Genomic DNA, 19,620 nt, shown 5'->3' with positions numbered 1-19,620 from the left:
TCCGAGGGGAATGACCCTGGGAGCTCGGGGCTCCGGGTCAGCACAGGGGAGGACAGGCCCCGGCGCCCATGGGCGCCGGGGTTCTCCGTCCGATGACGCACCGCCCCCGACGACTCCATCGCACCCACCCCTCCCGGCCGTACGAACCGAACCCAGCGTGGCACGCCGAGGGGCGCGGGCGTGGCGATTCCGCCGTAAAACGGGCCGGGGGCGCGCTTCGGGGGCGCATTCGGCCCCGCGGGCGGGTCTGTGACGGCGCGGTTGGCACCAAGGCGAGCGACAGGGCGGCGCGGTCGACACCGGGGCGAGCGACCGGGGCGGCGCGGTCGTCCCAGGTCTCGCCACTTGGAGCGGCGCGGTCAGCCCAGGCCCGGCGGTTGTGACCGCGCCGTCGGTGTCAGCGCTTCGCCACGAAGACGTGGGCCGCGACCTCGGAGTCCAGTTCGGCCGCCTCGCCGCTGCTGCCGACCAGGATGCCGCCCGCCGACTCCGTCACGCTCACCACGGAGCCGGGCTGCACGCCCGCCCGCCGCAGCGTGTACATCAGCTGGGCGTCCGTCTGGATCGGCTCGCCGATCCGGCGCACGATCACCGTCTTGCCGTCCGAGCCGGGGTCGAGGTCGGCCAGCGAGACCATCGAGTCGTCCAGGAAGGACTCCGCCTCGGCCTTCTCGCCCAGCTCCTCCAGGCCCGGGATCGGGTTGCCGTACGGCGACTCCGTCGGGTGGCGCAGCAGCTCCAGAACGCGCCGCTCCACGGCCTCGCTCATCACGTGCTCCCAGCGACAGGCCTCCGCGTGCACCTGCTCCCACTCCAGGCCGATCACGTCCACCAGCAGGCACTCGGCGAGGCGGTGCTTGCGCATCACGCGCGTCGCGAGCATGCGGCCCTCGTCCGTCAGCTCCAGGTGCCGGTCGCTCGCGACCGCCACCAGGCCGTCCCGCTCCATACGGGCCACCGTCTGGCTGACCGTGGGGCCGCTCTGGTCGAGCCGCTCCGCGATCCGGGCGCGCATGGGGACCACGCCTTCCTCTTCCAGTTCGAGGATGGTGCGGAGATACATCTCCGTGGTGTCGATCAGTCCGGACATACGTGCCCCTCGATGAGTCGTGCGCTGGCCCTGCACCAATTCTGACGCATCCCACCGACAACCGTGCCGTGCGGGGGAAACGCCGGGCAAAGACGGTATTGACAGAGCAATGGTCCAGACCGCACGGTGATCCGCGACACGACGACAAGGAGCTTCTGCGATGGGCGACAGCGCGCGCGAGTCCAAGCTGGCAGGGCAGTTCTTCGATGCCGCGATCGGCCTGCTGCAGCAGGTCCGTGACCAGGACTCCGAGGAGATCGCCGCCGCCGGAACCGCGATCGCCGAGGCCGTCGCCGCCGGCGGCCGGCTCTTCGCGTTCGGCGCCGGCCACTCCTCGCTGGCCGCCCAGGACGTCGTCTACCGGGCGGGCGGCCTCGCCCTGATGAACCTGCTGGCCGTCCCCGGGGTCGTCGGCGTCGACGTCATGCCCGCGACCCTCGGCTCCGCCCTGGAGCGCGTGGACGGGCTCGCCGGCGCGGTGCTCGACTCCTCGCCCGCCAAGGCCGGCGACGTCCTGATCATCATCTCCCTCTCCGGCCGCAACGCCCTGCCCGTCGAGATGGCGATGAACGCCCGCGCCCTGGGCCTGACGGTCATCGGCGTGACCTCGGTGGCGTACGCGACGGAGACGAAGTCCCGGCACGTCTCGGGGACGTACCTGAAGGACCACTGCGACATCGTCCTCGACTCGCACATCGCGATCGGCGACGCCGAGCTGACCCACGAGGGCATCGATGCGCCGTTCGCCCCGGCCTCGACGGTCGTCACCAGCGCCCTGATGCAGGCCACGATGGCCGCGGCGGCGGAGGAGATGGTCCGCCTCGGCATCGAGCCGCCGCTGCTGCGCTCGGGGAACGTCGACGGCGGGCACGAGTGGAACGGCCGGGTGATGGAGCAGTACGCGGACCGGATCTTCTACCGGCACTGAGCCGCTCCTCGAACCAGAGGACCAGGAGCAAGGTGGTGACCTGGAGCTCTGGGCAGGTGTATGACTCCAGCTCGGGCCCGGCCGGCCCGAGCGCCCCCTGGTACGCCGACCGGGCCCCGCGGCCCGGCTACCGGCCGAACCGCACCCGGACCGTCAGGCCGCCGCCCTCCTCGTTCGGGAACGCCTCCGCCGTCGCGCCGTGGGCGCGGGCGATGGAGTCGACGATCGAGAGGCCGAGGCCGGCGCCCTCGCCGGGCGCGTGGGTGCGTTCCGTCAGGCGGCGGAAGGGTTCGAAGAGGAACGGGACCGTGTCCGGCGGGACGTCGGGGCCGGTGTTCGCCACCTCGATGCCGAGGTCCGGCCCCGTACGGACCTCCACGCGCCCGCCCGGGACGTTGTGCCGTACCGCGTTCGCGACCAGGTTGTGCGCCAGCCGGTCCAGGAGCACCGCGTCGCCGCGTACCGTCAGGGGCCGGGCGTCCACCGAGACGTCGATCCCGCGCTCGGCCGCCTCGGCCGCCAGCGCCTCCGCCGCCCGCCCGGCGACCTCGTGCAGCGCCACCGGGCGCCGCTCCCGGAGCCCCTGGTCGCAGGAGGCGAGCAACAGCAGCCCCTCGATGGTCCGTTCACTGGCGTCGGCGACCGCGATCAGCTTCTCCCGGATCCGGGCCACCCGCTCCGGCCCAGGCTCCCCCGCGAGACCGATCTCGGCGGCCGCCCGCTGCACGGCGACCGGGGTCCGCAGCTCGTGCGCCGCGTTCGCCGCGAACCGCTGCTGCGCCGACACCAGCCGTTCCATGCGCCCGAGCATCCCGTCGAAGGTGTCCGCGAGGCGCTTCAGCTCCCCCGGCGGCCCGCCGAGGGCGATCCGCTCGTGCAGGTTCTCCCCCGAGAGCCTGCGGGCCGTGTCGGTGATCACGGCGACGGGCCTCAGGACGCGGCCCGCCATCCACCAGGCGAGCGCGACCGAGAGGACCGCGTACGCGGCGAGGACCAGCAGGGAGACCGTGAGGAGCCGCTCAAGGGCGGCGCTCTCGGCGGCGTCGCTCAGCGTCCGCGTGACCGCCATGCCCGGGGTCACCCCCGGTGGCAGGGGTCCTGCGCTCGCGGGTACGGCCTCCCTCCACAGGGGGCTGGGCGTGACGGAGGGCGCGTCGAGGCGCTGGGCGGGCACGGCCGTCGTCATGGCGATGCTGATGGACGAGTACAGGCCCTCCTTCACCAGGACGTACACCACTCCGGTGAGCAGCGCGCCCGCGAGGAGCAGGAGCCCGCCGTAGAGGGCCGTCAGGCGGGCCCGTTCGCCGCCCATGGCGTTGCGTACCGCGGTCCGCGCGTCCGCCGTCTTCATGACGCGATCCGGTAGCCCACGCCGGGCACCGTCTCCACGACCGGTGGCTCACCGAGCTTCGCGCGGAGCTTGCTCAGGGTCACCCGGACCGCGTTCGTGCGGTAGCTGGTGTGCTCCTCCCACACCTGCTCGATCAGGTCCTCACCGCTGACGACGGCCCCCTCGGCGCGCAGCAGCGCCTCCAGGACCGCGAACTCCTTCCGTGACAGGTGCAGGTGCCGGCCGTCGCGGCCGGCCTGGCGGCGGGCGGTGTCCAGGACGATCCCGGCCCGTTCGAGGACGGGCGGCAGCGCGGGCCGGGCGCGGCGGCCCAGGGCGAGGACGCGCGCGAGCAGCTCGTCGTACGCGAAGGGCTTGGCCAGGTAGTCGTCGGCGCCGAGGCCGAGGCCGTCGACCCGGTCCCGTACCGTTCCGGCGGCCGTCAGCATCAGGACCCGGGTCATCAGCCGCTGCTCGACCACGCGGCGGCAGACGTCGTCGCCGTGGATCCCCGGCAGGTCGCGGTCGAGGACCATGACGTCGTACTCCCCGAACTGGAGCTTCCGCATGGCCTCCAGGCCGTCGCCGGCGACGTCCACGGCGAGCGCGTCGCGGCGCAGCCCTTCGGCGATCATCTCGGCGAGAAACGCCTCGTCCTCCACCACCAGTACGCGCATGGCCCCCTGTCTATCCGACCGGGGCTTTCGTCTCCGTAAACCGATCCGCTGAGAGAAACGAAACACCTCGTACGCGCACGCTGCCGCCCATGACGACCACCACGAGCACGACCACTCGACGCACCCGTTCCCGCGAGGCCGTCCAGCTGGCCGCCGCCGCCTCGCTCGCCGCCCTCTGCCTCCTGACCATCACCGCGTGTTCCTCAGGTGGTGAGGACAAGGGGGCGGGCCAGAGCGTGAGCGAGGAGGGCAAGAAGGCCGACCAGGCCCTGGAGCACCGCAAGTGCCTGCGCGAGCAGGGCCTCGACGTCCCCGAGCCCAAGCCGGGCGAGGAGGGTGTCGGGCTGACCATCGGCGGCGACGGCATGTCGAAGGAGAAGATGGAGAAGGCGTTCAAGGCCTGTCAGGGCAAGGGCGGCGCCGGCATGGGCAAGGAGCCGACCCAGGCCGAGAAGGACAAGATGATCAAGTACGCCCAGTGCATGCGGAAGAACGGCTTCGACATGCCCGACCCGACGTTCGGCGGTGGCGGCATGACGGCGGCGCGGCCGATACCGCAGGGCGAGGAGGCCAAGAAGTTCGAGAAGGCGAACAAGGCCTGCGAAAGCGTGAGCCGATGAGCCGGCGCACGCTCGTGGTCGCCCTCGCGACGATCGTCGTCGTCGCGGGCGCCGGGGTGGCGGTGACCGCGCTCGCCGCCCCCGAGGAACGCGAGCCCGTCGCGGACGCGGGGCGGCCGCCGGCCACGGCCCCGATCACCCGGGGCGACCTGAGCGACAGCTCCCAGCAGGACGGCACCCTCGGCCACCTGGGCGAGCGGAAGATCAACGCGGGGCCGTCCGGGATCCTCACCCGGATCGCCCCGACCGGCTCGACCGTCGAGCGCGACGAGCGGCTCTACGAGGTCGACGGCAGGCCCGTCCGCCTCATGTACGGCGCCGAGCCCATGTACCGGACCCTGAAGACCGGCGACAAGGGCAACGACGTCCGGCAGCTGGAGGAGAACCTCGCCGCGCTCGGCTACACCGGCTTCACCGTGGACGAGGAGTTCTCGGCGAAGACCGCCGCCGCCGTCAAGCGCTGGCAGAAGTCCCACGACATGAAGCAGACGGGCACCGTCGGCCCCGACACGATCGCCTTCGCCGGAAGTGCCGTACGCGTCAAGGAGGCGGGCGCCGCGACCGGTGACCAGGTGGGGCCGGGGCGGCCGGTGCTCACCGTGACCGGCTCCGAGCGGGTCGTACGGTTCAAGGTGCCGGTCGCGAACGCCGGTTCGGCGAAGACCGGGACCCGGGTCACCGTCCGGCTGCCGGACGGGACGACGGCTCCGGGCAAGGTGTCCTCGGTGGGGAAGACGGCCTCGTCGGGCGACGACCCGCAGGACCGGACCCCGAAGATCGACATCACGGTCTCCTTCGACGCGCCGGGGAAGGTCACGGGCGTGGACCAGTCCCCCGTCACCGTCGAACTCGCCGGGGAGACGAGGAAGGACGTGCTCTCCGTGCCCGTCAACGCGCTGCTCGCCCTGCCGGGCGGCGGCTTCGGCGTCCAGATCGTGGAGAACGGCGGGCGGACGCGGGACGTGGCGGTCGAGCTGGGCATGTTCGGCCAGGGCCGGGTGGAGATCAGCGGCACCGGGCTGCGCGAGGGCATGAAGGTCGGGGTGCCGTCCGTATGAGTACGCGTACGGTCGTCAGGCTCCGCGGGGTCACCAAGGAGTACGCGGGTGGCGTCCGGGCCCTCGACGGCGTGGACCTCGTGGTCGACGCGGGCGAACTGCTCGGCATCGTCGGCCCGTCCGGGTCCGGCAAGTCCACCCTGCTGCACATCGTCGGCACCCTGGACCGGCCCAGCGCCGGGACGGTGGAGATCGCCGGTCACGACGTGGCCGCGCTGGCGGACCGCCGGCTGTCCGCCCTGCGCTCGCGCCACATCGGCTTCGTGTTCCAGGCCTTCCACCTCGTGCCGGGGGTGGGGGCGTTGGAGAACGTCGCCGAGGGGCTGCTGTACTCCGGGCTCTCCCGGGCGCGGCGGCGCACGATGGCGGCGGAGGCGCTCGCCCGCGTCGGGCTCGCCGACCGGATGAAGCACCGCCCGCACGAGCTGTCCGGCGGTCAGAAGCAGCGCGTCGCCATCGCCCGCGCGGTGGTCGGCGAACCCGACCTGCTGCTCGCCGACGAGCCGACGGGCGCGCTGGACTCGGCGTCCGGCGAGGCGGTGATGGACCTGCTCCACACCCTCAACGAGCAGGGCGCGACGATCGCGGTCATCACCCACGACACGGAGATCGCCGGCCGGCTCCCCCGCCAGGTCCGGATCCGCGACGGCCGGGTCGTGGCGGACACGTCACGTGGAAAGGTCGCGGCGTGAGGGCGCGTACGAGGCGGGACGCGGGCGGTCCTCCGGAGGACGGCGACGCGCGGGACGTGGTCGCGCGGAACGTGGTCGCGCCGGACGCCGTCGCGCCGGACGCGGTCGGTGGCGCGCAGGGCAACGGCGACGCGCGGGACGCGGGCCGTGGCGCGCACGGCGACGGCGACGCGCGGGACGCGGGCCGTGGCGCGCACGGCGACGGCGACGCGCGGGACGCGGGCCGTGGCCGGGGTGCGCGTCGGGCGTTGAAGGCCGCTCGGCTCGGGCCCCGGGACGTCCTGCACGTCGGTTCGGCCGGGCTGCGCAGCCGGCCCGTGCGGGTGGTGCTCTCGGCGCTGGGTATCGCCATCGGGATCGCCACCATGATCGCGGTGGTGGGCATATCGGCGTCCAGCCAGGCCCAGTTGATGCGGCAGCTCGACGCGCTCGGCACGAACATGCTGGTCGCCAAACCCGGCGAGGGGATGTTCAGCGGCCAGCAGGTCAAGCTGCCCAAGGACGCGGTCGGCATGGTCGGCCGGATCGACGGCGTCGAGGAGGTCGGTGCGACCGCCGACCTCGACCACACGGTCCGGCGCTCCGAGAAGATCCCCGAGGGCGAGACGGGCGGCATCGCCGTCAAGGCCGCCACGGAACGGCTGCTCGCGGTCCTGCGCGGCGGGACGGCGTCCGGTACGTGGCTGAACGCCGCCAACGGCCGCTATCCGTCCGTGGTGTTGGGCCATGTCGCGGCCGAACGGCTCGGCATCACCGAGCCGGGCCGGCAGGTCTGGATCGACGACCGGTACTTCACCGTCGTCGGCATCCTCGACCCGCTGCCGCTCGCGCCCGAGATCGAACGAGCGGCGCTGGTCGGCTGGGAGGGCGCGCAGAAGCTGCTCGGCTTCGACGGGCACCCGACGGCGGTGTACGAGCGGTCCACCGACGCGCCCGTACGGACCGTCCAGCAGCTGCTCGCCCCGACGATCGACCCGGAGAACCCGCAGAACGTGTCGGTCGGCGACCCGTCGGCGGCGCTCCAGGCGAAGGCGGCCACCGAGGGGGCCTTCTCCACGCTGCTGCTCGGGCTCGGCGGGATCGCCCTGCTCGTGGGCGGTGTCGGGGTCGCCAACACCATGATCATCTCGGTGCTCGAACGCCGCCACGAGATCGGCCTGCGCCGCTCGCTGGGCGCGACGAGGGGCCAGATCAGGATCCAGTTCGTGACGGAGTCCCTGATGCTGTCGGGCCTCGGCGGCCTGGCGGGCGTGGCCCTGGGCGGCGCGGCGACGGGCGTGTACGCGTACACGGGCGGGCTGCCGTGGGTGGTGCCGCCGTGGGCGGTGGGCGGCGGCTTCGGCGCGACGCTGGTGATCGGGACGGTGGCGGGCCTGTACCCGGCGGTACGAGCCTCCCGCCTGTCCCCCACGCTGGCGCTGCAGGCGTAGGGGGCGCGGGGCGGCGGGGGGTCCTCAGGCGGACGCCAGGTCGAGGAAGGCCGCGACCCTGGCCGCCACGGTCTCCGCGAAGACGGCGTCCGGGCGTTCGAAGGAGGTGCGGCAGGCGGCGCGGAGGAACGTCACGGCGCCGACCGTCCGTCCCCGGCTGCGCAGGGGCAGGCACAGCGCGTGGACGGCGTCGCGCGGCCAGAGGCGCTCGGTCGCCCAGTCCTCGGCGGCCGGGGAGCCGGGGGCGGCGGTCGCGGACGCCCGCACCGGGCCCGTACGGGAGAGGGCCTGGAGGACCGGGTGGCCCGACGGGTAGCGCAGCGGGATGCCGCCGCCCGCGACGGGCGCCACGGGTCCCGGCTCGCCCGCCGGTGTCGCCGCCACCCGCACGAGCCGCCCCTCGCCCGCCGCGACGTCGACCAGGGCGTGATCGGCGAAGCCCGCGAGGGCGAAGTCGAGGAGGACCGTCGCGGCCTCCCTCGGGTCCTCGCACTCGGCGGCGACCGCGCCCGCCCGGTGCAGCTGGCTGTACCGGAACCGCAGCCGGTCCGCCTCCTGCGCGGCGAGCCGCTCCTCGGTGACGTCCCGGAACAGCCACCCCACGCCCAGCGGCACCGGCTCCTCCGCGAGCGGCGACGCCAGCCGCACGAAGCCGCTGCGCCAGCACCGGCGCCGCTCCCCGTCCGGCGTCCTCAGCGTCACCCACACGTCGGCGGGAGCCTTCGGCGCGCCCTCCGCGAGCACGTGCTCCAGGGCGGACTCCAGCTCCTCCAGGCCCTGCGTGACCACCTCCCCGAGCGGCCGCCCGAGCAGCGTCGTCCGCCCGGCGCCCATCGTCCGGGCCGCGTACCCGTTGACGACGGCCGGGCGCAGGTCCACGTCGATGAGGACGACGCCCCAGGAGGCGTCCTCGAAGAGCGCCTCGCTCAGCGCGATCGAACGCTCCAGGTCGATCTGGGCGTGCACCTCGCTGAACGCGCAGTACACCCCGGCGGCCGTGCCGTCCGCGCCGCGCACCCCGGCGGACTGGGTCCGCACGAGGACCCGGCCGCCGTCCTTCCGCAGCAGCGCGAACTCGTGCACCAGCCGGCCCGGCGCGTCCATCGCCGCCATCAGGCGCGCGAGCGCCTCGGCGGCGTCGGCGGGCCGCGCCGCCCACCCCTCGAACCCGCGCCGCCCGACGGCCTCGCCGGCCGACCAGCCGAGGATCCGCTCGGCCTCCTTGTTCCAGTGCGTGACGGTCCCGTCGGCGTCGAAGGCACAGAGCGCCGCGTCCATCCCGTCCAGGAGCGCGGCGAGCAGATCAGCCCCCGGCACAGACGTGGTCCCACCCCTGGCAGCACTCATCCCGGCACCCCCTGCAGGACGGTGTACGCGCGTGCATCCGCACGCCTCCGATCATTCAACTCGAACGTGACGCAGAACACACCCGGTTCGATGAATTCGATACGCCCCGGAAACCAACACGGGGTGCGTGCGGCGAGCCGACGGGAAGTCGGGCGATAAATCGCTTGAGCCTCCGCGGCGGGCTTCCTAGTGTGGGGGTACACGCGAAAGGAGGTGATCCGAAAAAATGGTTTCTTTTCGGACTCGTGAGGTGACTGCGGGCTAAGGCCTGCCGTCGCACTCTGTGCACCTCGGCAGGCCAGCTGCCGACACCCAAGCAGTCACCCGACCCGTGGGCCGCCGGTAAGTCCGGCCGGCTCTCGTCCGAACTCGAGCGGACGGGACCAAGGCCCACGGGTCGTCTGCGTTCTCGGGCCCTGCCCCTCAGGCCAGGGACAGCTTGCCCGTCCGCTGGGCGCGTGCCTCGCCGACGCGGAGGATCACCGCCGCCGCCCCCAGCAGCGCCGCGCTCAGCGCACCGAGGCCCAGGAGGGTCGGGGCCAGCTCCGACAGGGTGCGCTGCTCCAGGAGGGCGCCGCGGACCGCGACCAGGCTGCCCGTGAGCGGGAAGACCGCGCCGACCAGCTGGATCGCCGTCGGCAGGGCGAAGTGCGGGAGGCGGACGCCCGAGACGAACCAGAGCGGCTCGTCCAGGATCGTGTACAGGAACGCCGAGTCGCGCGAGAAGACCAGCAGGCTGTTGAGGAACGCGCCCCACGCGACCGCCGGGATCAGCAGGGCCAGGAGGACGATCCCGTACATCCACCAGGCCGACACCGACAGCGTGCCGAAGCCGGTGAGCGCGGCGACGGTGAAGCAGGTGAGCAGCCAGGCGTTCTGGAGGAGGGCTCCCGCGCCGTTGGCGATCATGAGGGTGAGGCGGCCGGCCGGCGACAGGAAGAGGAGCTCCAGGGTGCCGGTGGAGCGCTCGAAGGAGAAGTGCCAGGCGCTCTGGACGAGCGAGAAGAAGAAGGCGTACGCGAGCGTTCCGGTGGCCAGGAACGCGAGGAGCCGCTCCGGGTCGGCGGCCAGCGGCCAGTTCGCGGCGGCCGGGGACGCCGTGGCCACCGGGCGCAAGGTGTAGTAGGTGGTGGCCAGTTGGAGCACCGGCCAGACCAGCATCGAGAAGACCACGAGCGGCTGGCCGAAGAGGCGGCGGTGCTGCTTCAGGGTCTCCGCCGCGAAGATCCGCAGCGCGTGGCTCAGGGCGTTGCTCATGCGTACGCCTCCTCGTCCCGCTCCGCCAGCGCCAGGATCGCGTCCTCCAGGCTCGCCTCGGCGATCTCCAGGCCGCCGATCGAGCCGCCCGCCCCGACGACCGCCGCCGCCAGCGGGCCCGCCATGTCGTCCGGGTGGCGCAGGGTGAGCAACTCGCCGCCCCCGGGCAGGGGTTGACGCGTCGCGCCGAAGTCCGTCGCCACCCTCGCCGTCGCCTCGCCCGGGTTCGTCACCGTGAGGCGGATCGTGCGGTGGCTGCCGGTGGCCGCCTTCAGCTCCGCCGGGCTGCCCTCCGCGAGGTGGCGGCCGGCGGAGATCACGTACACATGGCCGCACAGCTCCTCGACCTCGGCGAGGTAGTGGGAGGTGAGGAGGACGCCGGTGCCCTGCTCCGCGAGCCGTGCGACGACGCGGCGCAGGTCGCGGGCGATCGGGGCGTCCAGGCCGAGGGTGGGCTCGTCGAGGAGGAGGTACGCGGGGCGGTTGATCAGGCCGCGGGCGATGGCCAGGCGCTGGGTCATGCCCCGCGAGTACCGCTCGACCATGGTGTCCGCCGCGTCCGCAAGGCCGACCATGCTCAGCAACTCATCCGTGCGCGTGCGCAGTTCGCGCTTCGGGACGTCGTAGAGCTGGCCGAAGTACCAGAGGTTCTCCCGGCCGGTCATCCGCGTGTAGACCATGCGCTCGCCGCCCGCGATGAGGTTGATGCGGCGGCGGACCTCGCGGGCGCCCGCGACGGTGTCGAGGCCGTCGACCGTGACCGATCCGGAGGTGGGGCGCAGCAGGGTGGCGAGGATCTTGATGGTGGTGGTCTTGCCCGCGCCGTTGAGGCCGAGGAGGCCGGTGATCCGGCCGCGCGGGATGTCGAGGTCGAGCCCGTCGACGGCCCGCTTGAGGACCTTGGGGCCGAAGATCCCCTTGTCGCGGGCGGGGAATTCCTTGCGCAGGGACCGGACCTGGATGCCCGTCATGTCAGTAACTCCGTTCTACGGCGCGGGCCTCGGCCCGCGGCAGGTACTTCAGGCCGGCCAGCAGGTACGCGACGCTCAGCAGCCCGCACACGGCCAGGCGCGGGAGCAGCTCGGACAGCGATCCGGCCCCCGTGGTCGAGGCGTGCAGGACGTCGGTCGCGGCGGTCGTCGGCAGCAGTTCGGCGAACCACTGGAGGGGCTCGGGCAGATAGGCGCGCGGGAAGGTGAAGCCGCCGACCAGGCCGAGGACGATGAACACGGTGTTCTGCGAGATGTGCGCCTCACCGGCCGCGATCATCAGGCCGCCGAGTCCGACCGAGAGGGCGAAGACGGCGCCGACGAGGGCGAGGGCGCCGAGCAGCAGGCCGGGCGCGGAGGCCACGGGGACGGTGATGCCGAGCAGGGCGACGAGGACGCCGAGCGCGAGGAACTCGGCCAGGCTGCTGAGGACGGCGAAGGCGGTGAATCCGGCGAGGTACGGGAAGCGGCTCGCGGGGGCGACGAGGAGCGCGCCGAGGGTGCCCTGCCGCTGCTCGGTGATGAGCGCCTTCGCGGACCAGAGGATGAGCCGGACGGTGAACTGGAAGGCCGTCGCACCGACCACGATGTAGGCGAGGTAGGCGGTGGTGCCGCTGCCCTCGGTGAAGTCCTCGGCCACGGCTCCGCCGCCGATGGCGTGGTAGCCGAGGTACGCGAGCCCGATGGCGAGCGCGGCGGGCAGGACCGTGCCGACGGCGTAGGTCCATGGATAGGCACGACGGGTCGTCTGCCAGGTGCGCCAGGCGGTCGCCCAGGCTGTGGACATGCGGATTCCCCTCCCCGGGAGCCACGTGCGGTCGCCGATCAGGGCGCGCCGACCCGTGAGTCTCTTTTAGGAACTTACACTGAGTTTCTATCGGGAACTCACTTGGTGGCGCAAGATGGACCGAGACGAAATCCGAGGAGGAGCGCATGGTCCGAGCCGTGCCCGAGCGCGACGCCGCGTGCGCGATCGCCCAGGCCGCCGCCGTCGTCGGCGACTGGTGGAGCCTGCTGCTCGTCCGGGAGACCGCGCGCGGCCGGCACCGCTTCGACGAGCTCCAGGCCGAGCTGGGGATCTCCCGCAAGGTCCTCACCGAGCGCCTGGGCCACCTCGTCGACAGCGGCGTGCTCGACCGCGTTCCCTACCAGGAAGGGCCGGTGCGGTACGAGTACCGGCTCAGCCCGGCCGGGCGCGCCCTGCTGCCCGTGCTCGTCGCGATGCAGGACTGGTCCGACCGCTGGCTGCTCGGCGACGGAAGCCTCACTGCCTCCGCCGACGAGCACAGCGCCGAGGCCCTCCGCGTCCAGGAGCTGCCCGGCACCCGGCTGCCGCGCCTGACCCTGCCCGCGCACACCGGCGACGAGCGCGACCCGGTGGACCCGGACGCCGCCGCCACCGTGCTCTTCAGCTACCCCGCGACCGGGCGGCCGACCCCGCTGCCCGAGGGGTGGGACGCGATCCCCGGCGCGGTCGGCTGCACGCTGGAGAACCGGCTCTTCAGGGACGCGTACGGGAAGTTCACTGCCGCCGAGATCGCCGTCCACGGCGTCTCGACCCAGCGCCCCGACGAGCAGCGGGCCTTCGCCGCCGCCGAGGAGATCCCCTTCCCGCTGCTCTCCGACATGGACGCCCGGCTCGCGGCGGCGCTCCGGCTGCCGACCTTCCGCGCCGGCCAGACGCTCCGGCTCAAGCGCGCGGTGCTCGTCCTGGACCGGGAGCGGACCGTACGGCACGTCCAGTTCCCCGTCACCGACATCCCCCATGCCGTGGAGACGGCGCTGCGGCAAGCGGGGAGGCTGTCAGGGTGACAGGCGCTCCACCTGCCAGTCCTCGTCCACCCGTACGTACCGCAGCCGGTCGTGCAGCCGGTTCTCGTGGCCCTGCCAGAACTCCACCGTCTCCGGGACGACCCGGAAGCCGCCCCACTCCGGCGGCACCGGCACCTGCTCGTCCTCCGGGTAGCGGGCCGCCAGCTCCTCGTAGCGGGCGAGCAGCTCCTCGCGGGACGGGATCACCGACGACTGGTGGCTCGCCCAGGCGCCCAGCTGGGAGCCGTGCGGGCGGGTGCGGAAGTACGCGACGGTCTCGTCGCGGCCGGTGCGGACCGCCCGGCCCGTGACGATGACCTGCCGGGCCAGCGGGTGCCACGGGAAGAGCAGCGAGACGTACGGATTGGCCGCCAGCTCGCCACCCTTGCGGGAGGCGTAGTTCGTGTAGAAGACGAAGCCCGCCTCGTCGTAGTGCTTCAGGAGCACCGTGCGCGAGGAGGGGCGGCCGTCGGGCGTCGCGGTCGAGACGACCATGGCGTTCGGCTCGTGGATCGCCGGGCTCGTGGCGACGGCCTTGAACCAGCGCGTGAACTGTTCGATCGGTTCGGGGGCGAGGTCGGCCACAGTCAGCTCCGTGGTGCGGTACTGCTCGCGCATGTCGGCGGGATCGAGAGCGTCGGTCACAGGTTCATCCTGCCGCAGAGGCGCAGTCTGCCCGGCATCGCGTGCCACTAATCCTTCGTCGCCGAATCGGCGGAGTGTGCCGGATGTCACGCTTCCCCGCATCATCGGAACCGTACAGACTCTTCCGCTGGATGACTGTTGCTTCCCGACCAAGGGTGCCCACCGATCGGGGTCGCGAGTCGCCCTCGACCGACAGGTCCGTCCGACCGACAGGTCCCGCCAACCACTGGATGATTGATCATCGATAGAGGAGCCGCCTGATGTCCGACTTCGTTCCCGGGCTTGAGGGAGTCGTCGCGTTCGAGACGGAGATCGCCGAACCCGACAAGGAGGGCGGCGCTCTTCGGTACCGCGGCGTCGACATCGAGGATCTGGTCGGTCACGTCTCGTTCGGAAACGTCTGGGGCCTGCTGGTCGACGGCGCCTTCGACCCCGGTCTGCCGCCGGCCGAGCCCTTCCCGATCCCGGTCCACTCCGGTGACATCCGCGTCGACGTGCAGTCCGCGCTCGCCATGCTCGCGCCCGTCTGGGGCCTCAAACCGCTCCTGGACATCTCCGCCGAGCAGGCCCGCGACGACCTCGCCCGCGCCGCCGTCATGGCCCTGTCGTACGTCGCGCAGTCGGCGCGCGGCCAGGGCCTGCCGATGGTGCCGCAGAGCGAGATCGACAAGGCGCAGTCGGTCGTCGAGCGGTTCATGATCCGCTGGCGCGGCGAGCCCGACCCGAAGCACGTCAAGGCCGTCGACGCGTACTGGACCTCGGCCGCCGAGCACGGCATGAACGCCTCCACCTTCACCGCCCGCGTCATCGCCTCCACCGGCGCCGACGTCGCGGCGGCTCTCTCGGGCGCCGTCGGCGCCATGTCCGGCCCGCTGCACGGCGGCGCCCCGTCCCGCGTCCTCGGCATGATCGAGGAGATCGAGCGGACCGGTGACGCCACCGCGTACGTGAAGAAGGCCCTGGACCAGGGCGAGCGGCTGATGGGCTTCGGCCACCGCGTCTACCGCGCCGAGGACCCGCGCGCCCGCGTCCTGCGCCGTACGGCCAAGGAGCTGGCCGCACCGCGCTTCGAGGTCGCCGAGGCGCTGGAGAAGGCGGCCCTGGAAGAGCTGCACAACCGCCGCCCCGACCGCGTCCTCGCCACGAACGTCGAGTTCTGGGCGGCGATCGTCCTGGACTTCGCCGAGGTCCCGGCGCACATGTTCACGTCGATGTTCAGCTGCGCCCGTACGGCCGGCTGGTCGGCGCACATCCTGGAGCAGAAGCGCACCGGCCGCCTGGTCCGGCCCTCCGCCCGGTACACGGGCCCGGGTCAGCGTGACCCGCGTGAGATCACGGGCTACGCCGACCTGGCGTCGTACGCGGGCTGAGCCCGGCGCCTGACGGCGCCTACGCCGTGGTGAGCGGGCGCGCCTGGCCGAGCAGCAGGTCCGCGTGGTGGCGGGCCGCCGCCAGCGGGTGGGCGCGCAGCTTGCCCTTCAGTTCGTTGCGGCCGTACTCGGCGAACAGCGGGTTCGCCGGGTCGGTCGTGACACCGGGCGCCGTCGAGGCGTACGGGAAGGACAGCGGGGCTATCCGGGCGTCCAGCCGCGGGTTGTAGAAGAACGGGACGGAGAAGCGTTCCGTCGCCCCGGGCGGGGAGACCACCCGGTGGTTGGTGGCGAGCAGGTAGCCGTTGGTCGCCACTTCGAGCAGCTCGCCCAGGTTGACGACGAAGGCGCCCGGCAGCGGCGGCACGTCGTGGAAGACGCCGTCCTCCCTCTCCACCTGCAGGCCGCCGACCTGGTCCTGGAGGAGCAGCGTCAGGAAGCCGTAGTCCTTGTGCGCGCCGACGCCCTGGTCGGCGCCGTCGCCCGCGCTGCCGGGGTAGCGCACCAGCTTGAGGTGCGGGTGGGCGCGGGGGCCGAAGGCGTCGTCGTAGAAGCCCGGATCGGCGCCGATGGAGGCGAGCAGCTCGTGCAGCAGCCGCTCCGCGACGCCGCTGAGCCGCTCGACCCAGTTCAGCGCGGCGAGCCGCAGCTCGGGGAGGGCCGCGGGCCACTGGTTGGGGCCCTGGAGCCACCAGTACGGGGCCTCGCCGGGGCCCGGGACGTGCGCGGGGCGTTCGGCGCCGATGTCGAGCTGGTCGCGCCAGTCGCGGGAGCCGCCGGTGCGTTCGTCGCCGATGCGGGTGTAGCCGCGGAAGTGCGGCGAGTTCGTGGTGTCGAGCGCCAGCCGGTCGGCCTCGGGGAGGGCGAAGAAGGCTCTCATCGCCGAGGTCAGGGCCGCCGTCTCGGCCTCGGTGACACCGTGCCCGACGAGCTGGAAGAAGCCGACGTCGTGGGCGGCGGAGTGCAGCTGGGCATGGAGGAGCCGCCGGGCCTGGGGGCCGCGGTCGGCGGCGGAGAGATCGACGATCGGCAGCTGGGAGGCGTACGGCCGGGAGGCGTACGTCTGGGAGGCCTGCGACGGGGAGGTGAACGGCTGGGTCTGCGCGCTGTGCGTCATGGTGTGCGTCCGCTGGGTGTACGGGGCCCGGGCGCGCCGCCAGGGGTGGGGCGGGGGCGCGGGTGCCTGAGGAGAAAGGGGCTTCGAGGTCAGGCGGAGCGCCGACAGCCCATGCTCGTGACGCGGACGAAGTCCACGTGGCGGCGGCGTACGAGCGAAAGCATGCGACCAGCGTACTGCGGGGCGGCCGGGACGTATGTGGCGCCGGTCACGCCGCCGGGTGACCATGGGACACGGACCGGTGCGGGGGCGGCCCCGTGCACGAGGAGGCACCCGTGGCAGAGAGCCGTACGACCGACGTGCTTGTCGTGGGCGCCGGGCCCGTCGGGCTGAGCGCCGCCGCCGAACTGCGCCGCCACCGGGTGCGGTGCCGGCTCGTCGACCGGCTGCCCGCCCGGCTGCCGTACGCCAAGGCGGTCGGCATCCAGCCGCGCACCCTGGAGCTCTGGGACCGGATGGGCCTGGCGCGCGCCGTCCTGGAGGCCGCCGTGCCGATGCGCGGCCAGCTGATCTACGTCGACGGGCGGGAGCGGGCACGGATCGACCTCGCCCTGCCGCCCGAGGTGCCCTACGGCTTCGCCGCGCTGCCGCAGTACGAGACCGAACGCCTGCTGGAGGAGTGCGTCGCCGGTCTGGGCACGGTGATCGAACGCGGCACCGAGCTGCTGTCGTTCGCCCAGGACGCGGACGGGGTGACCGCCCGGCTGCGGACCGCGTCCGGCGCGGAGGAGGAGCTGAGGGCCGGCTACCTGATCGGCTGCGACGGCGCCCACAGCACCGTCCGCAAAGGGCTCGGGCTCAGCTACGAGGGCGAGGCGTTCCCGTCGGAGTTCATGCTCGGCGACGTCGAGGCCGACTGGGACCTGCCGTACGGGTACGGGCTGCGGTCCACGCACCGCGGCGAGGACGGCGCTCCCGACGAGGTCCTGGTCGGCATCCCCCTGCCCGGCACGCACCGCTACCGCCTGTCCATGAGCGTCCCGCCGGAGCTGTCCGCGCGGCGCCGGGAGCCGGGCGACGGCGTGGCGCACGGGCTGGAGAGCGACCGGGCCCCTGAGCTGTCCCACATCCAGGCCGTCGTCGACCGGCTCTCCCCGACGCCTGCGCGCGTCTCGCGGCTGCGCTGGTCGTCCGTGTTCCGGATCAGCCACCGGATCGTCGACCGGTACGGCGAGGGCCGGGTGTTCGTCGCGGGCGACGCCGCCCACATCCACCCGCCCACCGGCGCCCAGGGCATGAACACCGGCATCCAGGACGCCTGCAACCTGGCCTGGAAGCTCGCCCTCGTGGTCCGCGGGGAGGCCGGGCCCGCGCTCCTCGGCAGTTACGACGCCGAGCGGCGCCCGGTCGGCGAGGAGGTCGTGGGGCGGACGGTCCGGCACGCGACCGAGGGCATGGAGGCCGACCCCGAGGACCCCGGCACCCTGATGCGGCGCGAGGCCCAGCTCCTTGTCGCCTACCGGGACGGGCCGCTCGCCGGCCACCCGTACGGCCCCGAGGACGCACCCCAGCCCGGTGACCGGGCCCCGGACTGCGCCGGGCTCACCGTCCCCCTCGCCACCTACCCGCTGCGGCTGCTCGACGTCCTGCGCGGCCGCACCGGGCACGTCCTGCTGCTGTACGCGGACCAGGCCACCGACCTGGCCCGGGCGGCGGAGGCGGGCGCGGTGGTCGCCACGGCGGTGGGCGGGGACCATCCGCCGGCCGTCGCCGTGCTCTCGCGCGACGGAGGCCGCGCGGAGGACGCGATGCCCGCGGGCCTGCCCGGATATCTGGACGCGGCCGGGGAGTTCGCCCGGATCTACCGTCCCGACGGGCCGACCGGGTTCCTCGTGCGCCCCGACGGCCAGCTCGGCGCCCGCTTCCCGCTCGCCGGCACGGCGGCGGCGCTCACCGGCTACCTCGCGGCGCTCTCCGTACCGGTGCCCTGAGCGCCCAGCGCCTCGTCCAGGAGGACCGACCACTGGGCCACCACCCGCTCGCGGCGGGCCGCGTCGTCCGTCAGGAGGGTCGCGAGGCCCAGGCCCCGGGCCATGTCCAGGAACCCCTGAACCGTCTCCCGTACCCCGGGCACGGACTCGTCCGCCCCCAGCAGGGTCACCGCCATGCGGTGGGACTCGCGGCCGACGCGGGCCTCCAGTTCCGTGACGCGGGCGTGCAGCGGGGGCTCGTGGGCGGCCGCCACCCAGAGGTGGAGCGCGGCGCGGAAGAGCGGCCCGGTGAACAGGTCGACCAGAGCGGCGACGGCCTCGCGGCGGTCGCGGGCCGGGAGACCCCGCAGGGCCTGGGAACGCTCCTCGGCGACGTACTCGACAGCCGCCGTGAAGAGGTCCTCGCGGGTCGGGAAGTGGTGCTGTGCCGCGCCCCGCGAGACCCCGGCGCGCTCGGCGACGACGGCGACGGTGGAGCCCGCCCAGCCGTGTTCGGCCAGGCAGGACACCGCCGCCTCCAGGAGTCGCTGCCGGGTGGCGCGGCTCCTGTCCTGCTGGGGTCCTTGCTTGGAGCCCTGCTGCGGGCCCTGCCGGGGTCCCTGCTTCGGGCCGGTCACAACCGCCATTCGGGGTCCCGTCGTTCGAGGAAGGCCGTCATCCCTTCGCGCGCCTCAGGGGAGGCGAAGAGCGAGGCCGACCTCTGCACCAGGTCCTCCGCGTCACGCTCGAAGGTCTCCAGGACTCTAGCCGTGACCAGCCGCTTCGACTCGGCCAGCCCCTGCGGCGAGCCCCTGCGCAGCCCGTCCAGGATCGAGTCGAGCGCGTCGCCGGTGGCGGTGACGAGGCCCATCGCGACCGCCTCGGCCGTGCCGAACCGCTCCCCCGTCACGTAGTACCGCGCCGCCGCCCGCGGCTCCAGCTTCGGCAGCAGCGTCAGGGAGACGACGGCGGGCGCGACCCCGATCCGTGCCTCGGTCAGCGCGAAGTCGGAGGCCTCCGAGGCCACCACGATGTCGCAGGCCCCCAGCAGCCCGAGACCCCCGGCCCGTACGTGGCCGTCGACGACGCCCACCACCGGCTTCGGCAGCTGGACGATCCGCCGGAGCAGGTCCACGAAGGCGTACGGACTCGCCGGCGCCTTCAGGTCCGCGCCCGCGCTGAACGTCGAGCCGGTGTGCGTGAGGACCACCGCCCGTACCGCGGGGTCCTGCCCGCACTCCGCGAGCCCCGCCGCCAGCTCGGCGACCAGGGCCGCCGAGAGGGCGTTGCGGTTCTCCGGACAGTCGAGCGTCAGCGTGGCGATGCCTCGGTCGAGCTTCACGAGTCC

General features: G+C 73.5%; 19 protein-coding genes. 8 read left to right on the top strand and 11 right to left on the bottom strand.

All coding sequences use genetic code 11. The features are described 5' to 3' along the window. Nucleotides 1–397: 397 nt before the first annotated feature. Nucleotides 398–1,090, bottom strand: coding sequence for a metal-dependent transcriptional regulator (locus tag ACWF79_RS03500; RefSeq protein WP_453726373.1), 693 nt, complete (start codon nt 1,088–1,090; stop codon nt 398–400). A gap of 160 nt (nt 1,091–1,250) precedes the next feature. On the opposite strand from ACWF79_RS03500, the gene ACWF79_RS03495 reads away from it, so the two are divergent. Next, nucleotides 1,251–2,018: an SIS domain-containing protein gene (locus ACWF79_RS03495; protein WP_453726372.1), complete on the top strand. Its 768-nt coding sequence runs from the start codon at nt 1,251–1,253 to the stop codon at nt 2,016–2,018. 127 nt (nt 2,019–2,145) lie between these two features. Here ACWF79_RS03495 and ACWF79_RS03490 read toward each other — a convergent pair whose 3' ends face one another. Together ACWF79_RS03490 and ACWF79_RS03485 are read right to left on the bottom strand one after the other, a co-directional pair. After that, nucleotides 2,146–3,330, bottom strand: a complete 1,185-nt coding sequence (locus ACWF79_RS03490) for a sensor histidine kinase (protein ID WP_453726588.1) — start codon at nt 3,328–3,330, stop codon at nt 2,146–2,148. Nucleotides 3,331–3,365: 35 nt separating this feature from the next. Further along, on the bottom strand, nt 3,366–4,025 hold the full coding sequence (locus ACWF79_RS03485) for a response regulator transcription factor (protein ID WP_453726371.1): 660 nt from the start codon (nt 4,023–4,025) through the stop codon (nt 3,366–3,368). An 89-nt stretch (nt 4,026–4,114) separates the two neighbouring features. On the opposite strand from ACWF79_RS03485, the gene ACWF79_RS03480 reads away from it, so the two are divergent. From ACWF79_RS03480 to ACWF79_RS03465, 4 genes are all read left to right on the top strand, one after another. Then, on the top strand, nt 4,115–4,645 hold the full coding sequence (locus tag ACWF79_RS03480) for a hypothetical protein (RefSeq protein WP_453726370.1): 531 nt from the start codon (nt 4,115–4,117) through the stop codon (nt 4,643–4,645). Then, nucleotides 4,642–5,703: an efflux RND transporter periplasmic adaptor subunit gene (locus ACWF79_RS03475; protein WP_453726369.1), complete on the top strand. Its 1,062-nt coding sequence runs from the start codon at nt 4,642–4,644 to the stop codon at nt 5,701–5,703. Before ACWF79_RS03480 ends, ACWF79_RS03475 begins: the two co-directional genes overlap by 4 nt. Beyond that, nucleotides 5,700–6,395: an ABC transporter ATP-binding protein gene (locus tag ACWF79_RS03470; protein WP_453726368.1), complete on the top strand. Its 696-nt coding sequence runs from the start codon at nt 5,700–5,702 to the stop codon at nt 6,393–6,395. Before ACWF79_RS03475 ends, ACWF79_RS03470 begins: the two co-directional genes overlap by 4 nt. Before the next feature lie 248 nt (nt 6,396–6,643). Next, nucleotides 6,644–7,825: an ABC transporter permease gene (locus ACWF79_RS03465; protein ID WP_453726587.1), complete on the top strand. Its 1,182-nt coding sequence runs from the start codon at nt 6,644–6,646 to the stop codon at nt 7,823–7,825. Between the two features lie 24 nt (nt 7,826–7,849). Here the strand turns inward: ACWF79_RS03465 and ACWF79_RS03460 are convergent, their stop codons facing one another. From ACWF79_RS03460 to ACWF79_RS03445, 4 genes are all read right to left on the bottom strand, one after another. Beyond that, nucleotides 7,850–9,172, bottom strand: coding sequence for a PAS domain-containing protein (locus ACWF79_RS03460; RefSeq protein ID WP_453726367.1), 1,323 nt, complete (start codon nt 9,170–9,172; stop codon nt 7,850–7,852). Nucleotides 9,173–9,595: 423 nt separating this feature from the next. Beyond that, nucleotides 9,596–10,429, bottom strand: a complete 834-nt coding sequence (locus ACWF79_RS03455; RefSeq protein ID WP_453726366.1) for an ABC transporter permease — start codon at nt 10,427–10,429, stop codon at nt 9,596–9,598. Further along, complete coding sequence (locus tag ACWF79_RS03450) at nt 10,426–11,400, bottom strand: ABC transporter ATP-binding protein (protein ID WP_453726365.1); 975 nt, start codon at nt 11,398–11,400, stop codon at nt 10,426–10,428. The genes ACWF79_RS03455 and ACWF79_RS03450 overlap by 4 nt, the downstream gene beginning before the upstream one ends. 1 nt (nt 11,401) lies before the next feature. Continuing rightward, nucleotides 11,402–12,205 carry an ABC transporter permease gene (locus tag ACWF79_RS03445; RefSeq protein ID WP_453726364.1) on the bottom strand — a complete coding sequence of 268 codons (804 nt, stop codon included), beginning with the start codon at nt 12,203–12,205 and terminating at the stop codon, nt 11,402–11,404. 146 nt (nt 12,206–12,351) lie between these two features. Here ACWF79_RS03445 and ACWF79_RS03440 point away from each other — a divergent pair, with 146 nt between their 5' ends. Beyond that, on the top strand, nt 12,352–13,230 hold the full coding sequence (locus ACWF79_RS03440; RefSeq protein ID WP_453726363.1) for a winged helix-turn-helix transcriptional regulator: 879 nt from the start codon (nt 12,352–12,354) through the stop codon (nt 13,228–13,230). On the opposite strand, the gene pdxH is transcribed toward ACWF79_RS03440, so the two are convergent. Next, complete coding sequence (gene pdxH, locus ACWF79_RS03435; protein WP_453726586.1) at nt 13,222–13,848, bottom strand: pyridoxamine 5'-phosphate oxidase; 627 nt, start codon at nt 13,846–13,848, stop codon at nt 13,222–13,224. The two genes, ACWF79_RS03440 and pdxH, sit on opposite strands and share 9 nt — an antisense overlap. Nucleotides 13,849–14,135: 287 nt before the next feature. Here pdxH and ACWF79_RS03430 point away from each other — a divergent pair, with 287 nt between their 5' ends. Continuing rightward, nucleotides 14,136–15,245 (top strand): citrate synthase 2, encoded by a 1,110-nt coding sequence (locus tag ACWF79_RS03430; RefSeq protein ID WP_453726362.1) that lies wholly within the window; start codon nt 14,136–14,138, stop codon nt 15,243–15,245. A 19-nt stretch (nt 15,246–15,264) separates the two neighbouring features. On the opposite strand, the gene ACWF79_RS03425 is transcribed toward ACWF79_RS03430, so the two are convergent. After that, complete coding sequence (locus ACWF79_RS03425) at nt 15,265–16,362, bottom strand: isopenicillin N synthase family dioxygenase (RefSeq protein ID WP_453726361.1); 1,098 nt, start codon at nt 16,360–16,362, stop codon at nt 15,265–15,267. A gap of 275 nt (nt 16,363–16,637) precedes the next feature. Between ACWF79_RS03425 and ACWF79_RS03420 the strand changes: the two genes are divergently transcribed. After that, nucleotides 16,638–18,293, top strand: a complete 1,656-nt coding sequence (locus ACWF79_RS03420) for an FAD-dependent monooxygenase (RefSeq protein WP_453726360.1) — start codon at nt 16,638–16,640, stop codon at nt 18,291–18,293. Here ACWF79_RS03420 and ACWF79_RS03415 read toward each other — a convergent pair. Next, nucleotides 18,260–18,919 (bottom strand): TetR/AcrR family transcriptional regulator, encoded by a 660-nt coding sequence (locus ACWF79_RS03415; RefSeq protein ID WP_453726359.1) that lies wholly within the window; start codon nt 18,917–18,919, stop codon nt 18,260–18,262. The two genes, ACWF79_RS03420 and ACWF79_RS03415, sit on opposite strands and share 34 nt — an antisense overlap. Beyond that, on the bottom strand, nt 18,907–19,614 hold the full coding sequence (locus tag ACWF79_RS03410; RefSeq protein ID WP_453726358.1) for an enoyl-CoA hydratase family protein: 708 nt from the start codon (nt 19,612–19,614) through the stop codon (nt 18,907–18,909). Before ACWF79_RS03410 ends, ACWF79_RS03415 begins: the two co-directional genes overlap by 13 nt. Nucleotides 19,615–19,620: the final 6 nt, after the last annotated feature.

The sequence above is a fragment of the Streptomyces sp. NPDC054975 genome, from assembly GCF_053609105.1.
The sequence above is the reverse complement of the archived record's forward strand: the minus strand, read 5'-3'. Positions and strand labels throughout refer to the sequence as shown.

What these genes read in the sequence shown, in the direction of transcription:
- ACWF79_RS03480 (WP_453726370.1), top strand. Translation starts at nt 4,115, where the DNA reads ATGACGACCACCACGAGCACGACCACTCGACGCACCCGTTCCCGCGAG.
- ACWF79_RS03485 (WP_453726371.1), bottom strand. Translation starts at nt 4,025, where the DNA reads ATGCGCGTACTGGTGGTGGAGGACGAGGCGTTTCTCGCCGAGATGATC.
- ACWF79_RS03490 (WP_453726588.1), bottom strand. Translation starts at nt 3,330, where the DNA reads ATGGGCGGCGAACGGGCCCGCCTGACGGCCCTCTACGGCGGGCTCCTG.
- ACWF79_RS03440 (WP_453726363.1), top strand. Translation starts at nt 12,352, where the DNA reads ATGGTCCGAGCCGTGCCCGAGCGCGACGCCGCGTGCGCGATCGCCCAG.
- ACWF79_RS03445 (WP_453726364.1), bottom strand. Translation starts at nt 12,205, where the DNA reads ATGTCCACAGCCTGGGCGACCGCCTGGCGCACCTGGCAGACGACCCGT.
- ACWF79_RS03500 (WP_453726373.1), bottom strand. Translation starts at nt 1,090, where the DNA reads ATGTCCGGACTGATCGACACCACGGAGATGTATCTCCGCACCATCCTC.
- ACWF79_RS03470 (WP_453726368.1), top strand. Translation starts at nt 5,700, where the DNA reads ATGAGTACGCGTACGGTCGTCAGGCTCCGCGGGGTCACCAAGGAGTAC.
- ACWF79_RS03455 (WP_453726366.1), bottom strand. Translation starts at nt 10,429, where the DNA reads ATGAGCAACGCCCTGAGCCACGCGCTGCGGATCTTCGCGGCGGAGACC.
- ACWF79_RS03415 (WP_453726359.1), bottom strand. Translation starts at nt 18,919, where the DNA reads ATGGCGGTTGTGACCGGCCCGAAGCAGGGACCCCGGCAGGGCCCGCAG.
- ACWF79_RS03430 (WP_453726362.1), top strand. Translation starts at nt 14,136, where the DNA reads ATGTCCGACTTCGTTCCCGGGCTTGAGGGAGTCGTCGCGTTCGAGACG.
- ACWF79_RS03475 (WP_453726369.1), top strand. Translation starts at nt 4,642, where the DNA reads ATGAGCCGGCGCACGCTCGTGGTCGCCCTCGCGACGATCGTCGTCGTC.
- ACWF79_RS03450 (WP_453726365.1), bottom strand. Translation starts at nt 11,400, where the DNA reads ATGACGGGCATCCAGGTCCGGTCCCTGCGCAAGGAATTCCCCGCCCGC.
- pdxH (WP_453726586.1), bottom strand. Translation starts at nt 13,848, where the DNA reads ATGCGCGAGCAGTACCGCACCACGGAGCTGACTGTGGCCGACCTCGCC.
- ACWF79_RS03460 (WP_453726367.1), bottom strand. Translation starts at nt 9,172, where the DNA reads ATGAGTGCTGCCAGGGGTGGGACCACGTCTGTGCCGGGGGCTGATCTG.
- ACWF79_RS03425 (WP_453726361.1), bottom strand. Translation starts at nt 16,362, where the DNA reads ATGACGCACAGCGCGCAGACCCAGCCGTTCACCTCCCCGTCGCAGGCC.
- ACWF79_RS03495 (WP_453726372.1), top strand. Translation starts at nt 1,251, where the DNA reads ATGGGCGACAGCGCGCGCGAGTCCAAGCTGGCAGGGCAGTTCTTCGAT.